General features: G+C 36.2%; 28 protein-coding genes and 2 pseudogenes. 18 read left to right on the plus strand and 12 right to left on the minus strand.

All coding sequences use genetic code 11. The annotated features are described in order from the left end of the window. Positions 1 to 10: 10 nt before the first annotated feature. From ABVM52_RS16365 to hisIE, 13 genes are all read left to right on the plus strand, one after another. Positions 11 to 826, plus strand: a complete 816-nt coding sequence (locus ABVM52_RS16365; protein ID WP_405382152.1) for a prohibitin family protein — start codon at positions 11 to 13, stop codon at positions 824 to 826. 234 nt (positions 827 to 1060) lie between these two features. Beyond that, positions 1061 to 1918: an ATP phosphoribosyltransferase gene (gene hisG, locus ABVM52_RS16370; protein WP_405382153.1), complete on the plus strand. Its 858-nt coding sequence runs from the start codon at positions 1061 to 1063 to the stop codon at positions 1916 to 1918. A 2-nt stretch (positions 1919 to 1920) separates the two neighbouring features. After that, positions 1921 to 2361, plus strand: a complete 441-nt coding sequence (locus ABVM52_RS16375) for a GNAT family N-acetyltransferase (RefSeq protein ID WP_405382154.1) — start codon at positions 1921 to 1923, stop codon at positions 2359 to 2361. Beyond that, a complete protein-coding gene (gene hisD / locus ABVM52_RS16380) occupies positions 2345 to 3628 on the plus strand; it encodes a histidinol dehydrogenase (protein ID WP_405382155.1) in 1284 nt (427 codons plus the stop codon). The genes ABVM52_RS16375 and hisD overlap by 17 nt, the downstream gene beginning before the upstream one ends. A gap of 43 nt (positions 3629 to 3671) precedes the next feature. Next, positions 3672 to 4712 carry a histidinol-phosphate transaminase gene (hisC, locus tag ABVM52_RS16385; protein ID WP_405382156.1) on the plus strand — a complete coding sequence of 347 codons (1041 nt, stop codon included), beginning with the start codon at positions 3672 to 3674 and terminating at the stop codon, positions 4710 to 4712. Positions 4713 to 4729: 17 nt separating this feature from the next. Further along, complete coding sequence (locus ABVM52_RS16390; protein ID WP_405382157.1) at positions 4730 to 5695, plus strand: DUF2167 domain-containing protein; 966 nt, start codon at positions 4730 to 4732, stop codon at positions 5693 to 5695. A gap of 26 nt (positions 5696 to 5721) precedes the next feature. Beyond that, on the plus strand, positions 5722 to 6858 hold the full coding sequence (gene hisB / locus ABVM52_RS16395) for a bifunctional histidinol-phosphatase/imidazoleglycerol-phosphate dehydratase HisB (protein ID WP_405382158.1): 1137 nt from the start codon (positions 5722 to 5724) through the stop codon (positions 6856 to 6858). A 44-nt stretch (positions 6859 to 6902) separates the two neighbouring features. Further along, positions 6903 to 7532, plus strand: coding sequence for an imidazole glycerol phosphate synthase subunit HisH (gene hisH / locus ABVM52_RS16400; protein ID WP_405382159.1), 630 nt, complete (start codon positions 6903 to 6905; stop codon positions 7530 to 7532). Further along, a complete protein-coding gene (locus ABVM52_RS16405; protein ID WP_405382160.1) occupies positions 7532 to 7954 on the plus strand; it encodes a GNAT family N-acetyltransferase in 423 nt (140 codons plus the stop codon). Before hisH ends, ABVM52_RS16405 begins: the two co-directional genes overlap by 1 nt. Before the next feature lie 2 nt (positions 7955 to 7956). After that, positions 7957 to 8688: a 1-(5-phosphoribosyl)-5-[(5-phosphoribosylamino)methylideneamino]imidazole-4-carboxamide isomerase gene (gene hisA / locus ABVM52_RS16410; RefSeq protein WP_405382161.1), complete on the plus strand. Its 732-nt coding sequence runs from the start codon at positions 7957 to 7959 to the stop codon at positions 8686 to 8688. Continuing rightward, positions 8681 to 9220 (plus strand): DinB family protein, encoded by a 540-nt coding sequence (locus tag ABVM52_RS16415; protein ID WP_405382162.1) that lies wholly within the window; start codon positions 8681 to 8683, stop codon positions 9218 to 9220. Before hisA ends, ABVM52_RS16415 begins: the two co-directional genes overlap by 8 nt. 79 nt (positions 9221 to 9299) lie before the next feature. Continuing rightward, a complete protein-coding gene (gene hisF, locus ABVM52_RS16420) occupies positions 9300 to 10055 on the plus strand; it encodes an imidazole glycerol phosphate synthase subunit HisF (RefSeq protein ID WP_405382163.1) in 756 nt (251 codons plus the stop codon). 295 nt (positions 10056 to 10350) lie between these two features. Then, complete coding sequence (gene hisIE, locus ABVM52_RS16425) at positions 10351 to 10959, plus strand: bifunctional phosphoribosyl-AMP cyclohydrolase/phosphoribosyl-ATP diphosphatase HisIE (RefSeq protein ID WP_405382164.1); 609 nt, start codon at positions 10351 to 10353, stop codon at positions 10957 to 10959. An 11-nt stretch (positions 10960 to 10970) separates the two neighbouring features. Here the strand turns inward: hisIE and ABVM52_RS16430 are convergent, their stop codons facing one another. The 5 genes and pseudogenes from ABVM52_RS16430 to ABVM52_RS16450 all read right to left on the minus strand — a co-directional run bounded on the left by ABVM52_RS16430 (position 10971) and on the right by ABVM52_RS16450 (position 13460). Beyond that, the gene (locus ABVM52_RS16430; protein WP_405382165.1) at positions 10971 to 11699 is read right to left on the minus strand and encodes a class I SAM-dependent methyltransferase; all 729 of its coding nucleotides are present in this window, start codon (positions 11697 to 11699) and stop codon (positions 10971 to 10973) included. 1 nt (position 11700) lies between these two features. Further along, the gene (locus ABVM52_RS16435) at positions 11701 to 12120 is read right to left on the minus strand and encodes a GNAT family N-acetyltransferase (RefSeq protein ID WP_405382166.1); all 420 of its coding nucleotides are present in this window, start codon (positions 12118 to 12120) and stop codon (positions 11701 to 11703) included. A gap of 43 nt (positions 12121 to 12163) precedes the next feature. After that, positions 12164 to 12343 (minus strand): hypothetical protein, encoded by a 180-nt coding sequence (locus tag ABVM52_RS16440; protein WP_405382167.1) that lies wholly within the window; start codon positions 12341 to 12343, stop codon positions 12164 to 12166. Beyond that, complete coding sequence (locus ABVM52_RS16445; protein ID WP_405382168.1) at positions 12340 to 13008, minus strand: hypothetical protein; 669 nt, start codon at positions 13006 to 13008, stop codon at positions 12340 to 12342. The genes ABVM52_RS16440 and ABVM52_RS16445 overlap by 4 nt, the downstream gene beginning before the upstream one ends. 130 nt (positions 13009 to 13138) lie before the next feature. After that, positions 13139 to 13460: pseudogene (locus ABVM52_RS16450) on the minus strand (winged helix-turn-helix transcriptional regulator). A 118-nt stretch (positions 13461 to 13578) separates the two neighbouring features. Here ABVM52_RS16450 and ABVM52_RS16455 point away from each other — a divergent pair. Then, positions 13579 to 14091: pseudogene (locus tag ABVM52_RS16455) on the plus strand (VOC family protein). A 74-nt stretch (positions 14092 to 14165) separates the two neighbouring features. On the opposite strand, the gene ABVM52_RS16460 reads toward ABVM52_RS16455, so the two are convergent. The 3 genes from ABVM52_RS16460 to ABVM52_RS16470 are packed head-to-tail and all read right to left on the minus strand — an operon-like array spanning position 14166 to position 16319. After that, positions 14166 to 15254, minus strand: coding sequence for a hypothetical protein (locus ABVM52_RS16460; RefSeq protein ID WP_405382169.1), 1089 nt, complete (start codon positions 15252 to 15254; stop codon positions 14166 to 14168). Beyond that, on the minus strand, positions 15238 to 15777 hold the full coding sequence (locus tag ABVM52_RS16465; RefSeq protein WP_405382170.1) for a hypothetical protein: 540 nt from the start codon (positions 15775 to 15777) through the stop codon (positions 15238 to 15240). Before ABVM52_RS16465 ends, ABVM52_RS16460 begins: the two co-directional genes overlap by 17 nt. After that, positions 15777 to 16319, minus strand: a complete 543-nt coding sequence (locus tag ABVM52_RS16470; RefSeq protein WP_348328426.1) for a sigma-70 family RNA polymerase sigma factor — start codon at positions 16317 to 16319, stop codon at positions 15777 to 15779. The genes ABVM52_RS16465 and ABVM52_RS16470 overlap by 1 nt, the downstream gene beginning before the upstream one ends. Before the next feature lie 225 nt (positions 16320 to 16544). On the opposite strand from ABVM52_RS16470, the gene ABVM52_RS16475 reads away from it, so the two are divergent. Both ABVM52_RS16475 and ABVM52_RS16480 read left to right on the plus strand, forming a co-directional pair. Next, the gene (locus ABVM52_RS16475) at positions 16545 to 18953 is read left to right on the plus strand and encodes a TonB-dependent receptor (protein WP_405382171.1); all 2409 of its coding nucleotides are present in this window, start codon (positions 16545 to 16547) and stop codon (positions 18951 to 18953) included. 4 nt (positions 18954 to 18957) lie between these two features. Continuing rightward, entirely contained in the window at positions 18958 to 19797 is an 840-nt protein-coding gene (locus tag ABVM52_RS16480; RefSeq protein WP_405382172.1) for a DUF4249 family protein, read from the plus strand. 243 nt (positions 19798 to 20040) lie between these two features. Here the strand turns inward: ABVM52_RS16480 and ABVM52_RS16485 are convergent, their stop codons facing one another. The 4 genes from ABVM52_RS16485 to ABVM52_RS16500 all read right to left on the minus strand — a co-directional run bounded on the left by ABVM52_RS16485 (position 20041) and on the right by ABVM52_RS16500 (position 22862). Further along, positions 20041 to 20457 carry a hypothetical protein gene (locus ABVM52_RS16485; protein ID WP_405382173.1) on the minus strand — a complete coding sequence of 139 codons (417 nt, stop codon included), beginning with the start codon at positions 20455 to 20457 and terminating at the stop codon, positions 20041 to 20043. A 106-nt stretch (positions 20458 to 20563) separates the two neighbouring features. Continuing rightward, complete coding sequence (locus ABVM52_RS16490) at positions 20564 to 21187, minus strand: hypothetical protein (protein ID WP_348328417.1); 624 nt, start codon at positions 21185 to 21187, stop codon at positions 20564 to 20566. A 233-nt stretch (positions 21188 to 21420) separates the two neighbouring features. Continuing rightward, positions 21421 to 21978: a hypothetical protein gene (locus ABVM52_RS16495; protein WP_348327271.1), complete on the minus strand. Its 558-nt coding sequence runs from the start codon at positions 21976 to 21978 to the stop codon at positions 21421 to 21423. A gap of 143 nt (positions 21979 to 22121) precedes the next feature. Beyond that, complete coding sequence (locus ABVM52_RS16500; protein WP_405382174.1) at positions 22122 to 22862, minus strand: DUF1853 family protein; 741 nt, start codon at positions 22860 to 22862, stop codon at positions 22122 to 22124. 716 nt (positions 22863 to 23578) lie between these two features. Between ABVM52_RS16500 and ABVM52_RS16505 the strand changes: the two genes are divergently transcribed. Both ABVM52_RS16505 and ABVM52_RS16510 read left to right on the plus strand, forming a co-directional pair. After that, positions 23579 to 24730, plus strand: a complete 1152-nt coding sequence (locus ABVM52_RS16505; protein WP_133672649.1) for a VWA domain-containing protein — start codon at positions 23579 to 23581, stop codon at positions 24728 to 24730. 100 nt (positions 24731 to 24830) lie between these two features. Continuing rightward, positions 24831 to 25247: a hypothetical protein gene (locus ABVM52_RS16510; protein ID WP_405382175.1), complete on the plus strand. Its 417-nt coding sequence runs from the start codon at positions 24831 to 24833 to the stop codon at positions 25245 to 25247. The last annotated feature ends 6 nt before the right edge of the window (positions 25248 to 25253 follow it).

Below are 25253 nucleotides of genomic sequence, written 5' to 3' on the forward strand. Positions count from 1 at the left end.
TTAAAAACTAATGGATAAGTTACCTAAAATTGCATTACCTGCAGTATTTGTTTTAATAGTACTAGTAATAATTTTTTCAAAATCTACAGTTACCATTGGTTCTGGTGAAGCTGGCGTTCTGTACAAGACTTTTGGCGATGGTGTTGTAACCGATGAACCACCTTTGGGAGAAGGTTTTCATATTGTTGCACCATGGAACAAAGTGTTCGTTTATGAAGTTAGACAGCAAGAGGTTTTTGAGAAAATGAATGTATTGTCTAGTAATGGTCTAGATATTAAATTGGATGCTTCTGCCTGGTTTCAGCCTAAATTTAATGAATTGGGAAAATTACATCAGGAAAAAGGAGAAGATTATGTACAACGGGTTCTATTGCCAACCATAAGATCGGCTGCACGTTCTGTTGTTGGTAGGTATACTCCGGAGCAGTTGTACTCAAGTAAAAGAGATGCTATACAAGCTGAAATTTTTGAAGAAACTAAAAAAATAGTGGATGACGAGTATATTCAGTTGAATGAAATTTTGGTTAGGGATGTTACATTGCCCCCTACGATCAAAGAAGCCATTGAGAGAAAGTTACGTCAAGAACAAGAATCTTTGGAATATGAGTTTAGATTGGTTACGGCAAAGAAAGAAGCAGAGAAAGTAACTATTGAGGCACAAGGTAAAGCCGATGCCAATAAAATTTTAAGTGCGTCTTTAACGGATAAAATTTTACAGGATAAAGGTATTGATGCTACCCTTAAACTTTCTGAATCCCCAAATACAAAGGTTATTGTAGTTGGTGGAGGTGATTCTGGGCTACCTTTAATTTTAGGTAATAACTAAAACACGTAGTGCATTATTTTTGTTTCATTTTAAACTTTTGTTTTGTGAAATGAAAAATACCTTTTACTTTTACATTAGAATGAAAAACAGCACTACACATCATCATATTCATACACACGCTCAGGCGAGGTAGGAATGTATTGTAGTAGAACAACATATTTTAAAACCCGTTTGAGCAATCAAACGGGTTTTGTATTTAAATCTCTTTTGGTTGCCAAGCATTAAATTAAGAAAATGACTAAAATTAGAATTGCTATTCAGAAATCGGGAAGACTTAATGAGGAATCCCTTCAAATTTTAAAAGACTGCGGAATTTCTATTGACAACGGTAAAGATCAATTGAAAGCTTCTTCAAGAAATTTTCCGATTGAGGTTTTTTACCTTAGAAATGGCGATATACCTCAGTACTTAAGAGATGGTGTGGTTGATATCGCAATCATTGGAGAAAACGTTTTAATTGAAAAAGGAGAGGATATTTCCATTGCAGAAAAATTAGGTTTTTCTAAATGCAAAGTTTCTTTGGCCGTACCTAAATCTGTGAAGTATAATTCGGTTCAGGATTTTGAAGGGAAACGTATTGCAACTTCATACCCAAATACAGTTATAAATTACCTGAAAGAGAAAGGTGTTAATGCAGATTTACACATTATTAACGGTTCTGTGGAAATTGCACCGAATATTGGACTTGCAGATGCTATCTGTGACATTGTTTCCAGTGGTAGTACTTTGTTCAAAAACAACTTAAAGGAAGTAGAAGTAATGCTTACTAGTGAAGCCGTATTGGCTGTCTCTCCAAAAATCACTTCAGAGCGAAAAGAATTGCTTGAAAAATTACAATTTAGAATTCAATCGGTTTTAAGGGCTAGAGGTTCTAAATATGTTTTGTTGAATGCTCCTAATGAGAAGTTAGATGCTATTATAAAATTACTGCCTGGTATGAGAAGTCCCACAGTTTTACCACTTGCCGATGAAGGATGGAGCTCGGTACATACGGTAATCAATAAAGATAAATTTTGGGAAGTAATAGATGAGTTAAAGAAGGCTGGAGCAGAAGGTATTCTTGTTTGCCCAATTGAAAAGATGGTATTGTAGACATGTATACAATTGATTTCATAAAAAATGAAAATTTAGGAGGCATTATTCCCTTTTTAGAGCTGTTGAATCCTAAGATTGGAAAGGTTACTCTAAAAGAACGTCTTAATGAGATGATTGCTCAAAATTATCAATGTATTGGTGTGTATGACGGCGGTAAGCTCATTGGTATATCGGGAATATGGGTATTGACAAAATACTATATTGGCAAACATGTGGAGCCTGATAATGTATGTATATTACCAGAATATCAAGGTAAGGGAATTGGAAGACAACTATCTGATTGGATATTTGACTATGCTAAATCCATAGGTTGTGAGGCAGCTGAATTAAATTGTTATTTAGGAAATGTGGCAGGACATAAGTTTTGGGAACAACAAGGATATGAAAAAGTGGCTTATCACTTCCAAAAAAAAAATCAACTAGATGAACAAGATATTTAATCCTAAGAAAGAAGATTGGAAAGAAGTCTTAAGACGACCTACCCGGACTGTGGCGGATATTGAAGGGTTGGTGAACGGTATTTTCAAAGAAGTTTCCAATAATGGTGATATAACGCTTAAAAAGTATACCGAACAATTTGATAAGGTGGTTTTGGAAAGTATGCTTGTTTCTGAAGCTGAAATTGGAGCTGCAAAATCTTTAGTTTCCAATGATTTAAAAGAGGCTATAAAACTTGCTAAATCTAATATAGAAGTATTTCACGAAGCTCAAAAAACCGACCGTGTAGAAGTTGAAACTGTAGCGGGTGTGACTTGTTGGCAAGAAAAAAGACCCATTCAGAAAGTGGGACTGTATATTCCGGGAGGAACTGCTCCTTTATTTTCTACCATTTTAATGTTGGCAGTACCTGCTACCATTGCCGGCTGTAAAGAAATCGTATTGTGTTCTCCTCCAAACAAGGAAGGGAAATTGAACCCTGCGATTTTATACGCTGCTAATTTATGCGGAGTAACCAAAATTGTAAAGGCAGGTGGTATTCAGGCTATTGCAGGAATGACATTTGGTACGGAGACAATTCCCCAGGTATATAAAATATTCGGACCTGGAAATCAGTATGTGACCGTAGCCAAACAAATTGCTACAAAGTATGGCGTAGCTATTGATATGCCTGCAGGTCCTTCGGAATTACTGGTCATTGCCGATGATTCGGCGAATGCTGCTTTTGTTGCTTCAGATTTATTGAGTCAGGCTGAACACGGGGTAGACAGTCAGGTGATATTAGTTTCTACTTCTAAAGCTATAATTGATGCCGTTGAAAAAGAAGTAGCTATACAATTGGAAGAGTTACCACGTAAGGATATAGCGAAACAAGCAATTGCGAATAGTAAATTGATTTATGTTGATAATGATCAAGATGCTATTGATTTAATTAATGAGTACGGACCGGAACATTACATTGTTTGTGTAGAAAATGAAGATTTTTATATCGAAAATACATATAATGCAGGTTCTGTTTTTATTGGAAATTATACGCCTGAAAGTGCTGGAGATTATGCATCAGGAACCAATCATACCTTACCTACAAATGGTTACGTAAAGCAGTATAGCGGAGTTAATTTAGATAGTTTTCTGAAAAGCATGACTTTTCAGAAAATCAATGAAGAAGGAATACAAAATATTGGCAAGGCTATAGAGTTAATGGCAGAAGCAGAAGGTTTACAGGCACACAAAAATGCAGTGACCTTAAGATTAAATAGTTTAAAATAATGTCATTTCGGCTACGCTCAATGACCAATACAGAATTGAAGTAATGAGTTTCAATCTAAATAATATAACAAGAGAGAATGTAAAAGGTTTGAGTCCGTATTCCTCTGCACGAGACGAGTATGTTTCCGATGGTTCTACCATGGTTTTTTTAGATGCCAATGAGAATCCGTTCGAGAATGGAGTAAATCGTTATCCCGATCCTCAACAGCGAGGTCTAAAGGCTATTTTAGCAGAACAGAAAGGGATTAAAGAAGAAAATATTCTTTTAGGTAATGGTAGTGATGAAGTGTTAGATTTGTTGTTCAGGGCGTTCTGTGAGCCTAAGCAAGACAACATCATTACATTGCCACCAACATACGGAATGTACAAAGTGCTTTCCGGAATTAATTTGGTTGAAAACCGGGAAGTATTATTGACCAATGATTTTCAACCTAACGTTGAGGGAATTTTAAATATAATTGATAACAATACGAAATTGTTATTTATCTGTTCGCCCAACAATCCTACAGGCAATAGCTTTTCGACTTCAATTATAGAAGAGCTATTGACCTCGTTTAAGGGACTAGTAATAATAGATGAGGCGTATATTGACTTTTCATCCGAAGAAAGCTGGACATCTAAATTGGCAGATTATCCTAATTTAATTGTAACCCAAACCTTGTCCAAAGCATATGGTATGGCAGGTATTCGACTTGGATTATGTATGGCATCTGCTGAAATTATTGCTGTTTTAAATAAAATTAAACCTCCGTACAATGTAAATCAATTAACTCAGGATAAAGCCATTGAACGGGTGTTGGATATAAAAGGGGTTAAAGAAGAAGTTGCTAAAATTTTAACGGAAAGAAGCAACCTCATTGAGGCTTTGAAAGCAGTTTCATTTGTTGAAACCATCTATCCTACAGATGCCAATTTTATACTGGCAAAAGTTGATGATGCAACCCTAAGATATAATCAATTATTGGAAAAAGGGGTGGTGGTTAGAAATCGTACTACACAACCATTATGTGAGAATACCCTTCGTTTTACCGTAGGAACAGAAAAAGAGAATAAAAAACTTTCTAAGGCGTTAAAGAGCATATAACCTTTAAACCAAAACCAATGAAAAGCAAGTTCTTTTACTTATTCACATTATTATTTACCATTACAGTATCTCGAGCTCAGGATATAGAACGATTAGAGTTTATTGCAGATAGCTTAAACTTTAGTCCTGAAGAAACAGAAGCATTGATAAGTTATAAAATGTATTCTGATAGTATAGAAAATACGTTTAATTACATTTATGATAGAACTTTGCTGGGTGGTGATGTAGCAAAAATTATTGTACCAAATGGATATAAGTTTTTAGACAAACCACAAGCACAACGTGTACTTTCAGATATTTGGGGCAATCCTGTTGATAATTCCGTGATGGGATTATTGCTTAAAGAAGATGATACTCCTGTTGAAACTAGCTATGCCATAGAAATTTCATATGCCGAAGAAGGTTATATTAAAGATGACGATGCCCAAGATTTAGATTATGATGATCTTTTAAGTGAAATGCAAGAAGATGCTAAAAATGCAAACCCAGAAAGATCAAGATTGGGATACCCTACGGTTGAATTGCTTGGATGGGCTTCTAAACCATATTATGATCAAGATGGAAAAAAACTTTATTGGGCCAAAGAACTTTTGTTTGAAGAAGATGAGACCAGCACTTTAAATTATAATATTAGGGTATTAGGTAGAAAGGGATATATGAACCTTAATGTAATTGGAGATATGGAAACATTGAACGATGTGGAAGCTAACTTAGAACCAATCTTAGGTAGTGTTTCTTTTAATACTGGCTATAAGTATTCTGAATTCGACCCGGATTTTGATGATGTAGCAGCTTATGGTATTGGAGGTTTAATAGCTGGTAAAATATTAGCGAAAGCTGGTTTCTTTGCGGTAATACTGAAATTTTGGAAGTTCATCGCAGTTGGGGTTATTGCTTTGTTTGGCGGTGTGAAAAAATTCTTTTTTGGGTCTAAAGAAAAACAAATTGCAATCGATACCAAAAATAGTGACCCAGAGGTATAGTTTAGAACATTATATATGAAATGAGAATGAAAAAAAGAGTACTATTTATTGATCGTGACGGAACCATAATTAAGGAAACGGTAGATGAGCAGATAGATGCATTTGAAAAGATGATTTTTTATCCAAAAGCATTTACTTTTCTAGGTAAAATTGCAAAAGAATTGGATTACGAATTGGTAATGATTACTAACCAAGACGGGTTGGGAACAGATGTTTTTCCTGAGGACACCTTTTGGCCGGTTCATAATTTTATACTTAAATCCTTCGAAAATGAAGGTGTGGTTTTTGATAAAGTGTTTCTTGATCGAACTTTTCCGCATGAAAATGCCAACACGAGAAAACCTGGAACAGGGCTGTTGACCGAATATTTTTCCGATGATTACGATTTAAAAAATTCCTTTGTTATCGGTGATCGATTGACAGATATGGAATTGGCTAAAAACCTTGGTGCTAAGGGTATTTTTATCAACGATGAGACCAACTTGGGTACTGGTGAAATTACGGTTAAGCGTGATGAACTAGATAGCCATATTGCTATTGAAAGCAATGATTGGGAGAAGATTTATGAGTTCTTGAAATTGAATGATAGAACGGCTGAAATTCATAGAAAAACCAATGAAACTGATATTGCCATAAAACTGAACCTAGATGGTACCGGTAAAAGTGATATTAAAACCGGACTGGCATTCTTTGATCATATGTTAGATCAATTGGCTCGCCATGGGCAAATGGATTTAATGATCAACGTGGATGGTGATTTAGAAGTAGATGAGCACCATACAATTGAAGATACCGGTATTGCATTAGGCGAGGTATTTCATTCGGCTTTAGGAAATAAACTAGGTATAGAACGCTACGGATTCTGTTTGCCAATGGATGATTGTTTAGCACAATCCGCTATAGATTTTGGTGGTAGAAATTGGTTGGTGTGGGATGCAGACTTTAAGCGTGAAATGGTAGGCGACATGCCTACGGAAATGTTTCACCATTTCTTTAAATCGTTTACTGACGGTGCCAAAGCTAATTTAAATATTAAAGCTGAGGGAACCAACGAACATCATAAAATTGAAGCTATTTTCAAGGCCTTTGCGAAAAGTATAAAAATGGCAGTGAAAAGAGATGTGGAAAAAATGGTTTTACCAAGTACAAAGGGTGTATTGTAAAAAGCCCCCTAACCCCCAAAGGGGGAATTCTTAAGTTTTATATTATGAATACAGAAAAAAATAAAGCATCTATCAGCACCCCTTTTGGGGGCGGGGGGGGCATTGTAATTATAAATTACGGAGCTGGGAATATACAGAGCATAAAATTTGCGATCAAACGATTGGGTTTTGATGCGGTTTTAAGTAGCGATGCCAGTGAAATACAAAATGCCGATAAAGTTATTTTTCCAGGGGTGGGTGAGGCAAGTAGTGCTATGAAAATGTTGTTGAACAGTGGACTTGACAAAGTTATTCCGACTTTAAAACAACCTGTTTTAGGCATTTGTTTGGGCATGCAATTAATGTGCAATTCATCTGAAGAGGGCAATACAACAGGACTCGGAATTTTTGATGTTGATGTAGTTAAGTTTGATAATACGGTAAAAGTTCCACAGATTGGATGGAATAAGATAGAAAACCTTAAATCTTTATTGTTTACTGATGTTCCAGAGGATTATATTTACTTGGTTCATAGCTTTTATGCTCCTTTATGTAAAGAAACCATAGCACAATGTTCCTACGACATAAACTATAGCGCGGCTTTAAAAAAGGATAATTTTTACGGTACCCAGTTTCATCCAGAGAAATCTAGTGATGTTGGGGAAAAGATATTAGAAAACTTTTTGAAAATGTAATGAAGCAAGATTACTTTATTTCTAAAAATAAGAGATTGTTGAATGTAGAAGGAATTCAACAATTTATCGCCTCATCATATTGGGGTAAGGATAGAACTTTAAATGAAGTAAAACTCTCTATTGAAAATTCGTATTGTTTTGGTATCTATACTAAGGATAATGAACAAATAGGTTTTGCAAGGGTTGTTACCGATTACATCTATTTTGGTTACTTCATGGATGTAATCATTTTTGATAAGTTTCAAGGTAAAGGTTATGGTAAAATATTGATAGAAGCCATGCTAGAAGATCCCACTATAAAAAGTCTTAAAACATTAGCTTTAAAAACCAAAGATGCTCAACAATTGTATGAGCGATTCGGATTCGATAAAATAGGAGATTCAGCATTATGGATGTCTGTAGATAAACAAATTTTAGAATAAAAATGAGAATAATACCAGCCATAGATATCATAGACGGTAAGTGTGTACGCCTTTCTAAAGGGGATTATGATACCAAGAAGATATACAATGAAAACCCGTTAGAGGTTGCAAAAGAGTTTGAAGCACACGGAATTAAACATTTACATTTGGTAGATTTAGATGGTGCAAAATCAAAGCATATTGTAAATCATAAGGTTTTGGAACAAATTGCTACCAAGACCGGTCTGCAGATAGATTTTGGAGGCGGATTAAAAACTGATAAAGATTTGCGTATCGCTTTTGAAAGTGGTGCCAAACAAATTACTGGTGGTAGTATTGCGGTAAAAGATCCTGATACATTTCTTGGTTGGATAGAAAAGCATGGTGCTGATAAAATAATATTAGGTGCAGATGCCATGGATGAAAAAGTTGCTGTATCAGGTTGGTTAGAAGAGTCAAAAGAAGAATTGATTCCCTTTATACAATCGTACCAAGCAAAAGGTATACAATATGTTATTTGTACAGATATTAGTAAAGATGGTATGCTAGAAGGTCCGTCTTTCGACTTATATTCCAAAATTATAAGTTCAACAGACGCAGGTTTAAAGCTAATAGCTAGTGGCGGAATATCTACTTTTGACGAGTTACCAAAACTAGCCGAAATGGGTTGTGAGGGTACTATCATCGGTAAAGCTATTTATGAAAATAGAATTAGCCTAAAGCAATTGGAATCTTATATTTTAAACAATGGATAAGGAATTTCAAATCATAGAAGAGTTAAAGCAGAATGCTTTGTATCGTATAGATGAAAGCACGCGTATGATTAAGAAAAGTCTTGCTGATATATCTGAAGAAGAAGTATGGCAAAAACCGAACGATGCTTTAAATAGCATTGCAAATTTAATGCTTCATCTATGTGGGAATATATCACAATATGCCATTTCATCGTTAGGAGAAACTGAAGATACAAGAAATCGCGATGTAGAATTTGCTACTACCGGCGGTTTCACAAAAGAGGAACTGATGAAGAAGTTAGATGATGTTGTTGACTCGGCAAAAAGAATCATTTTTGATGCTACACCAGAGCAATTAGTCCGAAAACGTTCTGTACAAGGCTTTTCCTTTTCGGGAATAGGTATTATTCTCCATGTGGTCGAGCATTATTCGTATCATACCGGGCAGATAGCGTTTTGGGTAAAACAGTTGAAGAATAAAGACCTTGGCTTTTATGACGGGGTAGATTTGAACGTAAAAAGCCCCCTGACCCTCAAAGGGGGAACACCTTGACTAAATTTAAAAGCACTATGAAAACGTATAAAATTTTGAGTATTAATTCTCCCCTATTGGGGGAGCTAGAGGGGGCAATATGTTAGCAAAAAGAATAATTCCTTGTTTGGACATCAAAGATGGTAGAACCGTAAAAGGTATCAATTTCGTTGATTTACGTGATGCTGGTGACCCAGTTGAACTTGCTGAAATATATAGTAAAGAAGGGGCAGATGAATTGGTCTTTTTAGACATTTCTGCTACCGAGCAAAAACGTAAAACTTTGGCGGACTTAGTATATCGTGTTGCTGAAAAAGTTAATATACCGTTTACCGTTGGTGGCGGAATTTCTTCTGTTGAAGACGTTGATATTCTCCTTCAAAACGGGGCGGATAAAGTGTCTATAAATTCATCTGCTGTAAAGAATCCTCAATTGATTAACGATTTGGTTGCAAAATTTGGCTCGCAATGTATTGTAGTTGCCATAGATGCCAAACAGATCGATGGAGAGTGGATTGTTCATTTAGTAGGAGGTAAGGTGCCAACGGAACGAAAGTTGTTTGAATGGGCTAAGGAGGTAGAAGAGCGTGGAGCGGGAGAAATCTTATTCACCTCTATGGATAATGATGGCACAAAAGACGGGTTTGCGAATGAAGCCTTGGCACTTTTATCGACAGAATTGAATATTCCTATCATTGCATCGGGTGGTGCGGGCAATAAGCAGCATTTTACAGATACTTTTATAGAAGGTAAGGCAGATGCCGCCTTAGCAGCAAGTGTTTTCCATTTTAAGGAAATAGGAATTCAGGAATTGAAACTTGAGTTACAGGGGAACGGGATTCCGGTGAGGGTTTAGTTTCAGTAAATAGTTACAGTAGGCAGTGATAGTTGGCAGTAACAGCTGACAGTGACAGTCATTAGGCAGAATGTCACCCTGAGTTTACCTGCCGAGGCAGGCGCAGTCGAAGGCTTTGGAACATGAAATTTCATTTCGACTACGTTTAGTGAACTGATAAGAGAATGAAACGCATTGTCACCCTGAGCGCAGTCGAAGGCTTTGGAACACGAATTTTCATTTTGGCTACGCTCAGTGATCAAGACAGTACTAAAGACTTTGAAGAGAATAAAAATATAATTAGATTACAATACATATGGAGTTTAAAACACCGGATTGGGATAAAACGAACAACGGATTAATACCTGCAATCATTCAAGATGCACGTACAAAAAACGTATTAATGTTAGGCTATATGAATGCAGAAGCATTAACCAAAACTACCGAAACGGGTAAGGTAACTTTCTTTAGTAGATCTAAGAATAGATTATGGACCAAAGGTGAAGAAAGCGGTAATTTTCTAAATTTGGTTTCTATAAAAAATGACTGTGATCAAGATTCATTACTTATCACGGTAAACCCTGTGGGACCAACCTGCCATACAGGCTCTGATACGTGTTGGAACGAGTCTAACGATTCTAACTTCGGATTTTTATCTGAGCTTGAGGCAACTATTGAGCAAAGACGTACTGCCGCCGATGGTGAAAAATCATATGTAGCTTCTTTATTTGGAAAAGGAATCAATAAAATTGCCCAAAAAGTAGGGGAGGAAGCGGTTGAAACCGTTATTGAGGCTATGGATAATAATGATGAACTGTTCTTATACGAAAGTGCAGATTTATTGTTTCACTACTTAATGTTATTGCAGGCAAAAGGCTTTACGCTTAAAGATATTGAGGCGGAGTTAATGAAAAGAAAAAAGTAATTAGACACTTTTTACTTCATAACAGTATACGCAGTTAAATACGTATTTGCTTTTAGCGTGGTATTTTCAGATTCCAATTTGTTTTGTAATTGCTGTGTAAGTAGTTCGAATAAATTTGCTAGTCCGAACGTGTTAGACAACTTAGCATAATCTTCTTTTGAGGATAGTAATAGATGTGCCAGATCAGGTATTGTTATTTCAAGGTCAATAGCTTGTTTATATTGCTCATCAAGGGTTATTGCTGCTGTTTGTAAGCCAGTAAAGTTTTCCTCATGATTATAATTGCTTGCTATGTGAGTTTCTTCAATGACTCCAAGAAGCTTGAATATCGGTGATAATAGTATTTCAAAATCATAGGCTATGACTCTGGTATTTGTTTTACTCACTCTAATGCTCTCATCAAATATTTTTTGTGATTTGGCATAGAATAAAGAACCTGCAAACGTTATAATATCAAAACTATCATCATTAAAATCTAGCACGTTGTTCTTCAACGTTTGGTAAGTTACAGAAGGGTGCTCAATAGACTTCTGTATCATTTCTTGGCTTGGGTCAACACCTATTACCTTTTTACAAAATGCAGATAAACTAATGGCAGATTGCCCTGTTCCACAACCAATATCTAAACCTAAATCAACTTTTTCATGATTTGCCAAATAGCTTTCTAAAATCTTTGTGTGTAATAAAGGTCTGTACGATGCGTAGTGAAAGGCAGTAATTTGGTCGTAATCTTTAATCATATTACTCGTATTGAAAAATCCGTTCCATGATTACAAAATCGATTCCGCCTTTAACATAGGTTGTATTCGTTTTGGTCATATTAAATTTAGTGTAATAATCGCTTTTGTTTTGTCTGGCATTACACCAAATTCTTTTAAGTTTTTTGGTATGAACAATGTGCATGATTTCATTTAATAGCATACTACCAAAACCTTGACCTTGATAAGCTTCTAAAGTTGCAAATTTTCTGAATTGGGCTTCTTTACCATTTATGAATAACGAAATTATAGAGGTAAGTTGGTCGTCTACAAAAAGTCCGTAATGCAGACCTTTATCGTCTTCCGGTAGTTTTACAAACTCCAATGGCTGGTTTGGCCACATGACCTTATGTCTTATGGGGATAGTTTGGTCTGCGGTTATCTCAATTATTTTTGTGGTCATTGGTTGCGCTTGTACCTGACTTCAAATATAACGAGCTTCTTCATTATTTAAGCACCAAAGTCTCTTGTACTTTTGCAATCGATACCCATTTAAATGGAATAGGAGACCATACTGTTCTTGTGCTCTTTTTGTATGACGACTCGTTCTTTATAAAAACTTGATTGTTTTTGGTAAATACGTGTTGTGTCTCTATGACTTTTTTAGATTTCTTTTTTCTGATCATTGCACGTTTTTCTTATATCGGTTACGTCCCATATTAAATATGCCCACTTTTATGCCTATACCGGCAGAAAATCCGTTTATTCTGGAAATTCTGGTGGGTGGAAGTTCTATTCTGCTTGAAAAGCGATATTTTATTCCTGCTTCTAATTGTAAGTATCTTGAAATATTGAAAAGAGCATTTATTCCTGGTTCGGCTACAAACACTTCATCAAAGTCATCCTCATCAAGTTCTTCTTCAAAATTATCATCATGTTTTACCTTGTCGTCTATATACCCCACAGCACCAGCACCCAATAATAGTGGGAAGGATAGATTAACACGACTTTTGCTGAAAAAAATGGGTTCTAAATGTAAACCTCCATAAACAGCAATAAGGTCTTCATATCTAGAAAGGCTATTGTTGTATATGTCTTGTTCGGAATAAAGAAAGTTACCTACAAAACCAACCTCAAATTGTTGATTTGCGACATAGGCTATTTTTAAACCCCCTATATAGGCATGCTCTCCGTCAATTTCACCTAATCCCATATTTATGCCCACATACACACCATGTACGACATTATTACGGTCATTAAATTCAAGGTATTCATCGGTTTCATCTTGCCCATAGCTTACAAAAGCGGAAAGGAACAATGCAAATAAAAGGGTTATTTGAAGTGGTTTCATTACTGTTTGATTTTTTGATTGATTATCTAATAGACAACCTAAGCAACAAATAGTTGCATCAAAAACCATTATTTTTTAAATAAAACCTAAAATTCTATATTTTGTTGTGTAAAAATAGGGCTAATTGCTTTTAAATGTGCTGGTTAACCGTGTCATTAGCTCCCCAAGAATCTAAACTGAGTAAAATAGGCTTTAGTGATTTTCCACGTTCTGTCAATCCGTATTCTACTTTTGGTGGCACAACGGGAAAGACCTCTCTTTTTACCAATCCGTCTTTTTCCAATTCACGTACGGTTTGGGTAAACATTTTATTGGAGATTCCCGGTACCTTTTTTTTGTAGCACTCCAGAGCGTAATGCACCGTCTAAAAGATTAAAAAGTACAATGGGTTTCCATTTGGTACCAATTAAGTTCATGGTATGATCTAAAGGGCAGTATTTATTAGAATTCATTTTAAATGCAAATAACTGAAAATTAGTATAATACTCCTTTTGGTAACTATAATACTTTTAGGTAAGTTATTGTTAATAAGGCAAGTATAGTTTTATTTTGTACCATAAAATAATTGTTATGAAAACAAATACAGCATACCCAAAATCATTTTCACATATTGGTATTACCGTACCAGATTTAGAGAAAGCGGTAGCATTTTACTCAGAGGTAATGGGATGGTACGTCATCATGAAACCTTCAAAAATCAAAAAAGAGAAAGAAACAGCCATAGGAATCATGTGTATTGATGTTTTTGGCGATGATTGGGAAGAGTTTGAAATTGCACATATGTCTACATCAGATGGTATTGGTGTGGAATTGTTCTCCTTTCCGCATGGTGTATAGGAAGCGCCGGAATTTAATCCGTTCAATACCGGATTGTTCCACTTCTGTATTCAAGACCCTAATATTGAAGATTTGGTCGCTAAAATAGTAGCACATGGTGGTAAGCAAAGAATGCCTATTCGGGAGTATTACCCAAAAGACAAGCCTTATAAAATGTGTTATGTAGAAGACCCTTTCGGGATTGTATTTGAGGTATATACCCACAGTTATAAGTTAACGTATTCTTCTGGAGCATATTCTGAATAGATTGAACAATAATCTAAAAGCGATTTGCAAATACAATATTGCTAATCGCTTTTATTTCTATTTTTTTGAATCAATTAAAGCTCTTTCAATAATACCACACCTTTTTTGCCTGAAATGGTAATTTTGCCCTTGCCATTTTTACCATAACTTGCCTTTATTTCGCGTAACTTTTTGCCTTTGTCGAGCATTTTTGAATCTACGTTGTGAAAAGTTTTCGGTAAGCGAACCAAGCCTTCTTCCAAGGTAGCGGAGAATTCGTGGGAAAAGTTGAAAATATTGATATTCACTTCAGATGATTCTTGATCAAGGCTTATTCTAGAGCTTGGTGTCAAAATACGTTCCACCCAGAGATCGGAAATTTTTAAGTTCAAATCAATATCCTTTTTAAGGCGATGTATGCGTAGCTTACTGAATTTAAGATTTCCATACAGCGTGCCCATTTCTTTAATATCCACTTCGTCTTTGTTGGAATATAGCTCTAAAGATTCTACCAACTGTACATCAATAGTGCTTCCGCTAGTATTTAGTCGCATGGTGTTGGCATGGTCCATATCCAATCCACCGTTTTTAATATCTATATTGGCATAGTTGATGTTTTTAGCTCTTAATTTTCCGTATTTCATGGTAACATCGGCTTTGTTCAAATTATCGCTCATCCACATATCTCCATGCTGCACATCTGCCATTAATACACCCACCCAATCTTCTATGAATACATCGCCAAAAGTGTTGATAATCTCTAACTCCACCTTTTGCGGTACATACACTTTATAGTCTATTTGTACATTACCACGGTCAAAATCAAACGGATTCGCTTTTTCAAAAAGGTTAGAGAAGAATCCGGAGTTCTTATCGGCTATTTCATAATTGACCGATATAAATTTATCACTGTGTCTAATAACTGGGGTTATTCTATTTAAAAATTCTTTGGCATTTTCCCGCTTCTTATCGGTTACGGTAATACTTACGGTAATGGAAACTTCGTCTTTGATCCATCCGTAGATATGTATATTGCCATATTTATTCTCTACGTGTAGCTCACCCGAATTATTGAACGGGTAGGTTTCCTTTATTTCCTTAGAAACCTTTTCTTGCGCTATGGCAGTAAAACCTAGTGCCAACGCCAAGGCGAACAGCATGAGTTTTTTACAAAGTATATCCATAATCGTCTTCTTTAATTTTAGATTCGTTTAGCTGCTGCAATAGATTCTCAATGAGTTCTATGCGCTTTCTATAATTTGCTACAATGGCTTCTAACACTTGTTCATTATCAAGGTTATTCTGCATTTCAAGTTTTAGTTGCTCATATTCGGCATCTAATTCTACCATAAATGACAAGAATTCTTCTTTGTCGGCATCAGATAGCTGACTATTGTTTTGTACCAATTGTACTTGGTAAGACACCAAACCTTGGTAATGCATATCTATATCTTGCAATTCTTGAGATACAAATTGGTTTTCCGTTGTAGTGCTGGCAAAGAAATTGAATCCTATTGCTCCAGAAATACCCAATAGAATAAGAATACTTGCCGCTATACGTAGCATTGGCGATTTCCATAGGGGAATCACTTTTGGTCGCTCTTCGTTCAATTGCGATGCTATATTCGCCCAGATTTTTTCACGGTCTGCGCGGTGGTCATCAAATACCGCCTTATTGTTCCGTATATGTTTTTCAAATTGATCCATTACAATCCGTTTATAATTTCTACTAGTTTCTTTTTTGCCCTGTGGTATTGAGATTTTGAGGTAGACGTGGTAATGCCCAAAACATCGCTAATCTCATTGTGATCATAGCCCTCCAATAGGTAAAGGTTTATAATCTGCTTATAGCCCAAAGGCAGTTTTTCAATACCCGATTTAACTTTTAAAATATCCATGGCATCTACCTGTTCATATTCCACTTCATTGGTCAAGTGATATTCATGCTCATCTATTGCCGCAAGGGGTAGGCGCTTAACTTTTAAGTGATTAATACTTTTATTGATGACTATTCGCTTCAACCATGCTCCAAAAGAGGATTCATACTTAAACTTATTTAGATTCTTAAAAGCATCCACAAAACTATCCTGCACAATATCTTCTGCATCTTCCTTTATGCCCAAAAATCGCATACTCACGTTATACATGGCATCCACGTAGAGCTCGTACAGTTGATACTGCGAGGTTCTATCGCCAGACTTGCTATTTTCAACAAGTGATCTATGTGTAAAACGAATTTCGGTTTCCAATGAATTTAGGTGGTTATGTGTACTCTAAATTTGGTTTCAATGATAAAGACAACTAAAATTTATGATAGTTGCATTAGGTACAATTTATTTAGACTAATAGGTTTTCATGTTAGTACGATTCACTTGGCAGAATGTTACCATTTTGCTAAAACTTTCTGGGGCATGCAACCTTTTAATTTTTTTGTTGTCAATTAGTGGTGTTCATCAATCCATTAAACAAATAGCATGATTAAAAAACAAAAACAACAGAAGCACTTAGGGTGGTTAAAGCCAGTGGCGATGCTTCTGTTACTAATTACGGGCATGCAATTATATGCTCAAGAAAATTATACCATTAGTGGTAAAATTACCGACATTGACAACGGTGAAACCCTTTTTGGGGCTTCCGTTTTTTTAGAAGGTACCAGTATTGGTGTAGTGACCAATGAATACGGATTCTACTCCATCACCGCACCAAAGGGAGCATATCGCTTACTCATTAACTATATGGGGTATGCTGACATTAAACAGGATGTAAACCTGAACAGCAACCAAAATATCAATTTTGAAATTTCTGAAGTTTCTACCCAACTAGATGAAGTAGAGGTTACGGCAGAGGAGTCTGAAATTGCCGTGCTGCGTAAACCCGAAATGAGTGTTCTTAAAATGAACATTGAAACCGTAAAGCAAATGCCGGTGGTTTTGGGCGAAGTAGATATTCTAAAGTCCTTACAAATGCTTCCGGGTGTTACCAATAATGGTGAAGGTACGGGCGGTTTTCATGTGCGTGGCGGTGCTGGTGATCAAAACTTGGTGCTGTTAGATGAGGCTATAATTTATAACACATCGCACATGTTCGGTTTTTTCTCGGTATTCAATGCAGATGCCATTAAAGATGTAAAACTGTATAAAGGCGGTATTCCCGCACGTTATGGTGGTCGTGTTTCTTCGGTTTTAGATGTGAGACAAAAGGATGGAAACAGCAAAAGGTTTGCCGCCACGGGTGGTATTGGCATTATATCTAGCCGTTTGGCGCTTGAAGCTCCGTTATTCAAAGAAAAGGGCTCTTTTTTAATTGCGGGTAGACGTTCGTATGCCGATCTATTATTGAAAGCTGCCGGACAGGATAACAGTGTTAGCTTTTATGATTTAAACCTTAAAACGAATTATAAGATCAATACGAACAACCGACTTTTTCTTTCCGGGTATTTTGGTAGGGATGCTTTTGAGCTGGGAGAAAACTTTAGCAGTTCTTATGGTAACTCCACCGCAAACCTACGTTGGAACCATATTTTTAACGAAAAACTGTTTTCTAATCTCTCCCTTATCTATAGCAAGTATGATTATGAGTTGGGCATTACTTCGGCGGAGTTTGATTGGGTGTCGTCCATTACCAATTACAATATTAAATATGACCTAAAATACTACTTCAGTGATAAGTTCAAGCTAGATTTTGGTGCAAGCGGAATCCATTATGAGTTTGATCCCGGTGAAATTATACCAACGACCGAAACATCATCGGTCAACCCATTGTTGTTGGATAAAAAGAAAGCTTTGGAAACGGGAGTGTATGTAAATGCAGAGCATAAATTAACGGAAAAATTGACCGCACAATACGGCTTGCGCTACAGTGCATTTTCTAGACTTGGTGGTCAACCTATGACCGAATATGAGAATGATCAACCCGTGGTCTACAATGAAGATTTGGGCATTTATGAGCGGGGTACGGCAATAGGGGAGACGGTTTATGAAAAAGGCGATGCCATTAAAACCTTTGGCAATTTAGAGCCTAGGGCGTCTTTGGCATATACCATAAATGACAATTCTTCTTTAAAAGCGGGCTTTTCTAGGGTAGCGCAGTATATTCATTTATTGTCTAACACCTCTTCTGCCACGCCTTTAGATGTTTGGGCACCTAGCGGGCAGTATATTGATCCGCAATTGTCTAATCAATATGCTTTGGGCTACTTCCGTAATTTTAAGAATAAAGCCTATTCTATGGAGGCGGAAATCTATTACAAGAATACCGATAATAGAATCGATTATATAGATGGTTCTGACCTTATTGGTCAAAATACCATTGAAACCGAAATACTAAAAGGGGAATCTAGAGCATACGGACTAGAGCTATTGTTCCGTAAGAACGAAGGTAAATTCACGGGATGGATTTCTTACACCCTTTCCAAATCTGAACAGCGTACCCCTGGAGGAAATGCTGGCGGACTCGGTATTAACGATGGTAATTGGTACAACACGCCTTATGATAGAACACATGATGTTTCAATTTCGGGGTCGTATAAATTAAACGAGAAATGGAGCTTTGGTACCAATTTGGTATTTCAAACGGGTAGACCTGTTACGTATCCTAATGGTCAATATGAATATGAGGGTGTTTCCATAGCCAGTTATTCCGACAGAAATTCTGATAGATTGCCGGCGTACCATCGTTTAGACCTATCGGTGAACTATAAACCGAACAGAAAACCAAATGCAAAATTAAAAGGCGAGTGGGTATTGGGTATTTACAATGCCTATAACCGTAAAAATGCGGCATCGGTTTCCTTTGGTCAGAATATAGAAACGGGAGCAAATGAAGCTACTAGAACCGCCATTTTCGGTATTGTACCATCCATCACCTATAATTTTAAATTTTAATTCTATGAAAAACTATATAAAACTATTGCTAGCCCTGTTCACCGTAATTTTTACGGGTTGTACTGATGTTATAGATGTTGACGTACAAACAGATACCTTACGCTTGGTGGTAGAGGCTTCCTTAGATTGGGAAAAGGGAACTACCGGTAATGAGCAGTTGATTACCCTACGTACGTCAACACCTTTTTTTGAAACCGAAAGCACCAATGTTACAGGGGCGGAAGTTTCTGTGACCAATAACGCTACGGGAGAAGTCTTTCTTTTTACCGACCAGAATAACGGCACATACACCACAAGTACTTTTGAACCACAATTAGAAGCGACCTATACCTTAGAAATTTTGTATGATGGCGAACGATATGTTGCCGAAGACACCATGAACCCCGTGCCTGATATTACCGATATTTACCAGGATACGGAAGACGGATTTGATGATGAAACCATTGAGTTACATATTGTATTTACCGATTTTGAGGAAGAGGGCGATAATTACCTTTTTAAGTTCGAAAGACCACAAGACCTGTTGCCAACATTGGAAACGGGCGATGATGAATTCATTAACGGTAACGAGGTGGATTGGTGGTATGAAATTGACGATGATGAGGACGAAGAAATAAAACCGTTATTACCTGGCGATGTAGTAAATATCAGCATGCACGGTATTTCTAGATCGTATTTCAACTATATAGATATTGTTATAGACCAAATGGGTGGCGTTGGTATTTTTGAAGCTACACCGGTTGATGTAAAAGGAAACTGCATTAACACCACCAACCCAGATAATTACGCCCATGGCTACTTTAGGGTAACGCAAACTAATAAAGTGACGTATACGGTACAGTAGTTGGGAGTTTTGAAATCAAAAGAAAAACCAAACACTAAGGAATTATTTAGGGCTTGGTTTTTTTAGTTTTTATTGCTACCGTATTTGGGTTATAGTTATGTTTTGACTACAATTTAATATCAAAAATGAGGTAAATATTATTGTCGTGAGTTTCTTTTTTTAATTTGGTAGCTACTGTTAGTATATGAAGCGTAGTGACCGAACGGGAGCTATGATTTCATATACATTGTTGCATGGTCGTTCTTATTCTTGTTTTCTCCAATCTTCGATAACTTCTTGGTTAATTTCAAAATAAGTGAAAGTCGCCAGATTGTCTGTAATTCGAAACTCATATGATTTTTGAGTATTATCGAATTCAAAATGAATTAAGTTATTTAGCGTGTTTAATTCAAATGCTCCATTTGTTTCATATTCTTCACCAGTAGCCATGAACTCTCCTTTTAGGTCATTCAGTTCACTATCTGTTTTGAAATCAATATAATCGCAACATTGAATTGATGAATCTGTAATCCCATTTATTGATTTTGTTTCAAGTTTCCATTGTCCAAGGATTCCAAATTGGTCTAAATTGTCTGTTTGTTCAATTTCGTCTTTTTCACAACCTGCAAACATTATGAAGATAGCTAAAAGCAACACTAGCAAATATTTACAATGTCCCATTAGTGTTTTATTTTATAAAGATCTCAGTAAAGTTAATTTTGAAAATTTGTGGATTATTACTTTATATATTATTTTTTTGTGAACTTTTACTAACGTTTTTTTTGCGTTATGATTTGAAATTTTTCCATATTACATACAGCTCATTCACTTCCTTTTCATTCATGTACTTTGGGAAAAGTCCAGTATTTGTAAAATATGCCCAACATTCTCCAAATTTTAAATATTGACTTTTAGGAATGTTTTTTTTAGACAAGCATTTTTTTAGAATCCCAATCCGCTTATTTTCATCATCTGCAATTATTTCGCCAATTTTGGAGATCTCAGTTTCAGAAAATCTATTTGTTATCGCTTTTAGAGTTTTCAATTTCGTCCAATATTTTCGAGCTCCAATTCCTAACTCTACGCGAATAAATCTATTCTTCTCTAATGCAAATCTAAAGGGGTCTTTTCTTTCGATTGTTATTCCATTCGCTTTTATTGTGTCCCAAAATTTTTCAGTATCAGGACTGATGCTATAATTCCAATAGTTTAAGAATTCACTTGTTGCAGATTTTCGTTGATAAGCATTTAATTTTCTGCCTACTTCTTGAGTAGTTAAAAGTCGTTTTGTGTATGAAGAAAAGTTTAACATCGCCCTTTTTGACTTGTCATCTAACTCTGATGATGCAGCAACTATTTTATCATGAATTACAATTGTCCTTAAAATATCATCTAAAGAGTTCTTTATCATTCAAGGTTTGATTTTTGTAAAATGTTGCACAACGGTTTGGCTATGCGTAGTGCGGAGGCAAGGAAACTTTTCGTTTCCGTCTGCGCACGAAGCTAAAGCTTATTGTTTTGCTTTTTCTTTTTTCTTTTCCAAAGCTAAATCCATAAGATTTAGCGACACTCTAAAAATACGCAAACCATTCAGTTAAAACCCAATAGTCTGCATTACGTATAGGTTTTGTTGGCAAATCGTTTTTATTTATTCCACCAGCCCATAAATAAATCTTTTATCTCGTCTTTTAATATAAAACTTAAAATAGCCATAATGAATAGTATAAGTTTAGCAATACCACTTTCCATCATTACTTTAATTCTGTTGTTTGCCGACACAAAAACTAAAGACCAAAGTTGGCGTATAAGTTTTAATACATACAGACTAATTCTTTTAATTAGTGTTACGGACTTAGTTCTGTATCTTTTTGAAATATTATTTAAATGCCAAATACCTTCTTGAGTGATTTTTAAAACCACATATTCGTCCGTTTCTTTTATGATTTCAGCATATCCAAATTCCACAGCGTTTTGCTTTTTCATAAACCTAGACAAACTTATGTCTGCTTTATTTTTGTCTAAAACTAACTGGTCAATTTTTCTTTGTCCATTTCGTCCTTTCCATATAAAGTTTAGTAGAAAGTCAGTATATATTTCAGAAATTTCAATATCCCGTCGCATACTTTCAGGAAGTGACGCCTTAAAATCGAACGGTTTAAAATCGATTTTAGATAATAACTCCTGTTTTTCTTCTTCGGTCATTTATAAATGTTTGCCAACAATTGTATATGTACACAATTGCACATATTCCATCTATAAAAGTAATCTAATTCCCACCCACAAAAAAAAAGACCTATCAACAGTTATTAACAGGTATTTGTGGTATGTAAACTAAGAAATAATGCTTACCACCATACTACGAAGAACTTCTCAAATGTGATGTTGTTTTTCTTCATCCAAACCATGGGAGCACTGTTGTTTTCTAAGCGTTCTGTAATAGCCATGGTAACTTCTTGGTGTGTGAGCCACTTAACATCGTTTTCAGGGTCTACTACCCATTCACCCTTCGTGGGAATATAAAAATGGTGTGGTGTAAAATTAGCCGTAAGAAACTCCGTCATTCGTAACCAATAGCCCACAATACAATTCGGGTTTACTAGAGAAATAGGTAAATGATCACTATTATAAGGTTTAAAGAGTTGGGCTTTATAGCATGCCTGTTGCGCAATGGCAGCGGTGTCTATTCCTTTTTCTAACAATACCGAACGCCCAACAGGCGTATGCAGTAATGAAAACTGGTTGTTCTTAATCTTTTCCAACTTGGTGTAAAAAGCATCACGTCGGTTGGGTCCGATCAGTTGGTGTATGGGTTCTTTTATTTCGGTGTCAATAATGTAGAATTTATAAGTGAGTTCTACATGTATCAGCTGCTGTGTGGCGGTTTCTTGAACAATAAAATCAATTTCACCAATGGTCTGTTTTTCCTCACGTATCGGTAAATTATGCAATAGCACTTTATACTGCGCACTTGCATCTAACAACTGCTTACACACATATTCCATCCGATGTCCCAACCGCAATTTCCCAGGAATAGGTCGTGGCACAAAACCGTCTATCACCACCTCCGGAAACTGAAACTGAGGCACACCAAACTGCACACCTTCCCATAACGGCGGAGTGCTTAAAAAGCCATGTATCTGTTTGATTAATGTTTGTTGCTGGTTGATAGTGAATTTTTTTAGTTGTCGGTTGTCGGTTGTTGGTTGTTGGTGTTTTGTTTTTCGCTAATCGCTAATCGCTAATCGCTAATCGCTAATCGCTAATCGTTGTTCGTTGTTCGTTGTTGATACCTACTGAATACTGCCAACTGAAACTGCCAACTGATTATTGCTAATTGTTTATTGTCAATTGTTCCTCTGTAGTCGAAGTTACTTCATTTAAACGTCATTGCGTGCATATCACGGCAGTCTGTAGCTTAGGTACACGAAACAAACAGATTGCTTCGTCCCTAAAAAGCTCCTCGCAAAGACGAATTTTATGAGCCATGCGCTAATCGCCGTACGCCTTTCGCTATTGTTGTATCGTGGCTACTTAAACTGCATACTGAAAACTGATACTGCCAACTAATAATTGTTTATTGCCAATTATTTTCCGTAGCCGAAGTTGCTTCCTCAAAACGCTATGCACCACGCGAAAAGCGCACAGCGTATTGCGCACAGCGAATAGCGTCCAACTCAACACGAACAACGAACAACCAACAACCAACAACCGTCAACAGTCAACCATCAACCAAACTTAAACAACAACGTTAACATTTCCCAAAAGCCGTGGGCATCCAAGGTAAAAGTGTTAATTTTATAGTATGGCTATGAATATAAGAAAAGGGTTCCGATTTGAAACTTACGAAGCACCCGAACAATCTATTTTTGATAAGCTATTTGATATTTTTCAAGAGCTTATTACGCATACTTCTGGCGATTTCGACGAAGCTATCGATTGGTTACGCGAACTGGACAAGGAATATGAATTGACAACCGAAGACTATACCATTGACGACTTTATAGAAGATCTTAAGGCAAAAGGTTACATACGCGAAGAGTTTAAAGATGGCGGTGGTAACGGTGAAGATGGGGAAGAAGGTTCCGGTGGTGGAGATATTTCGATAACCGCGAAAATGGAACGTATCATCCGTCAGCGTGCATTAGATCAAATTTTCGGGAAGCTAAAACGTAGTGGTGCAGGTAATCATAAAACAGGTAAATCGGGACAAGGAGATGAGCATACGGGCGATCTTAGGGAATACCGTTACGGCGATGGTCTGGAAAACATATCTATGACCGAGAGCCTTAAAAACGCTCAAATTAATCACGGTGTAGGCAGTTTTCATTTAAGTGAAAATGATTTGGTGGTAGAAGATACCCAGCACAAAGCACAAATGAGTACCATACTTATGATCGATATTAGTCATAGTATGATCTTGTACGGTGAAGACCGAATTACTCCCGCTAAAAAAGTGGCGATGGCTTTGGCAGAGCTGATTACCACCAGGTACCCAAAAGATACCTTGGATATTTTGGTTTTCGGTAACGATGCATGGCCCATACCCATAAAGGATTTGCCGTATTTAAAAGTGGGGCCGTATCACACCAATACCGTTGCAGGTTTGCAGTTGGCGATGGATATGCTCCGCAGGAAACGTAATACCAATAAGCAGATTTTTATGATTACAGATGGTAAGCCCAGTTGCTTGCGCATGCCAGACGGTACGTATTATAAGAATAGTGTGGGACTAGACGATTTTATAGTGGAGAAATGCTATAATATGGCGCGCCAGGCTCGTAAGTTGCATATTCCCATTACTACATTTATGATTGCCCAAGACCCATATTTAATGCAGTTTATTCGCCATTTTACAGAGGCTAATAAAGGCAAAGCATTTTTCACCGGATTAAAAGGATTGGGAGAAATGATATTTGAGGATTACGAAGCGAACAGAAAAAAGCGACTTAAATAGATAGCGATATGAAATTAATGTATTGACTTTTTGCAATTTCTTATAATTCAAAAAGGAAATACTAAAGTCTTAAAGTTATTAAAGCAGTACTTATAAAGCGATGATGAATACACATTATAGCCTAACCGATTTAGATTTTGAAGAGCAGTTTAAAAGAGGTATTTTAAATCCAGAAATATTCGACCATGAAGCGCATTTGAGACTTGCATGGTTACAAATAAATAAATATGGTGTTAAAAAAGCAGAGGAACATATTCATGATCAGTTGCTTGAATATGTAAGTCATTTAGGAGCTGGCCATAAATACAATAAGACATTAACCATAGCCTCGGTCAAAGCTGTTTATCATTTTATGTTAAAATCCAAATCGGATACTTTTAGAAATTTTATTCTTGAATTTCCAAGGTTGAAACATAATTTTAAAAATTTATTGAACGCACACTATGGGTTTGATATTTTTAATTCGGACAGTGCCAAGAAGGAATTTTTAGAACCAGATTTATTACCATTTGATTAAAAAAAA

It is taken from the genome of Maribacter sp. LLG6340-A2 (assembly GCF_045057105.1).
GTDB lineage: Bacteria > Bacteroidota > Bacteroidia > Flavobacteriales > Flavobacteriaceae > Maribacter.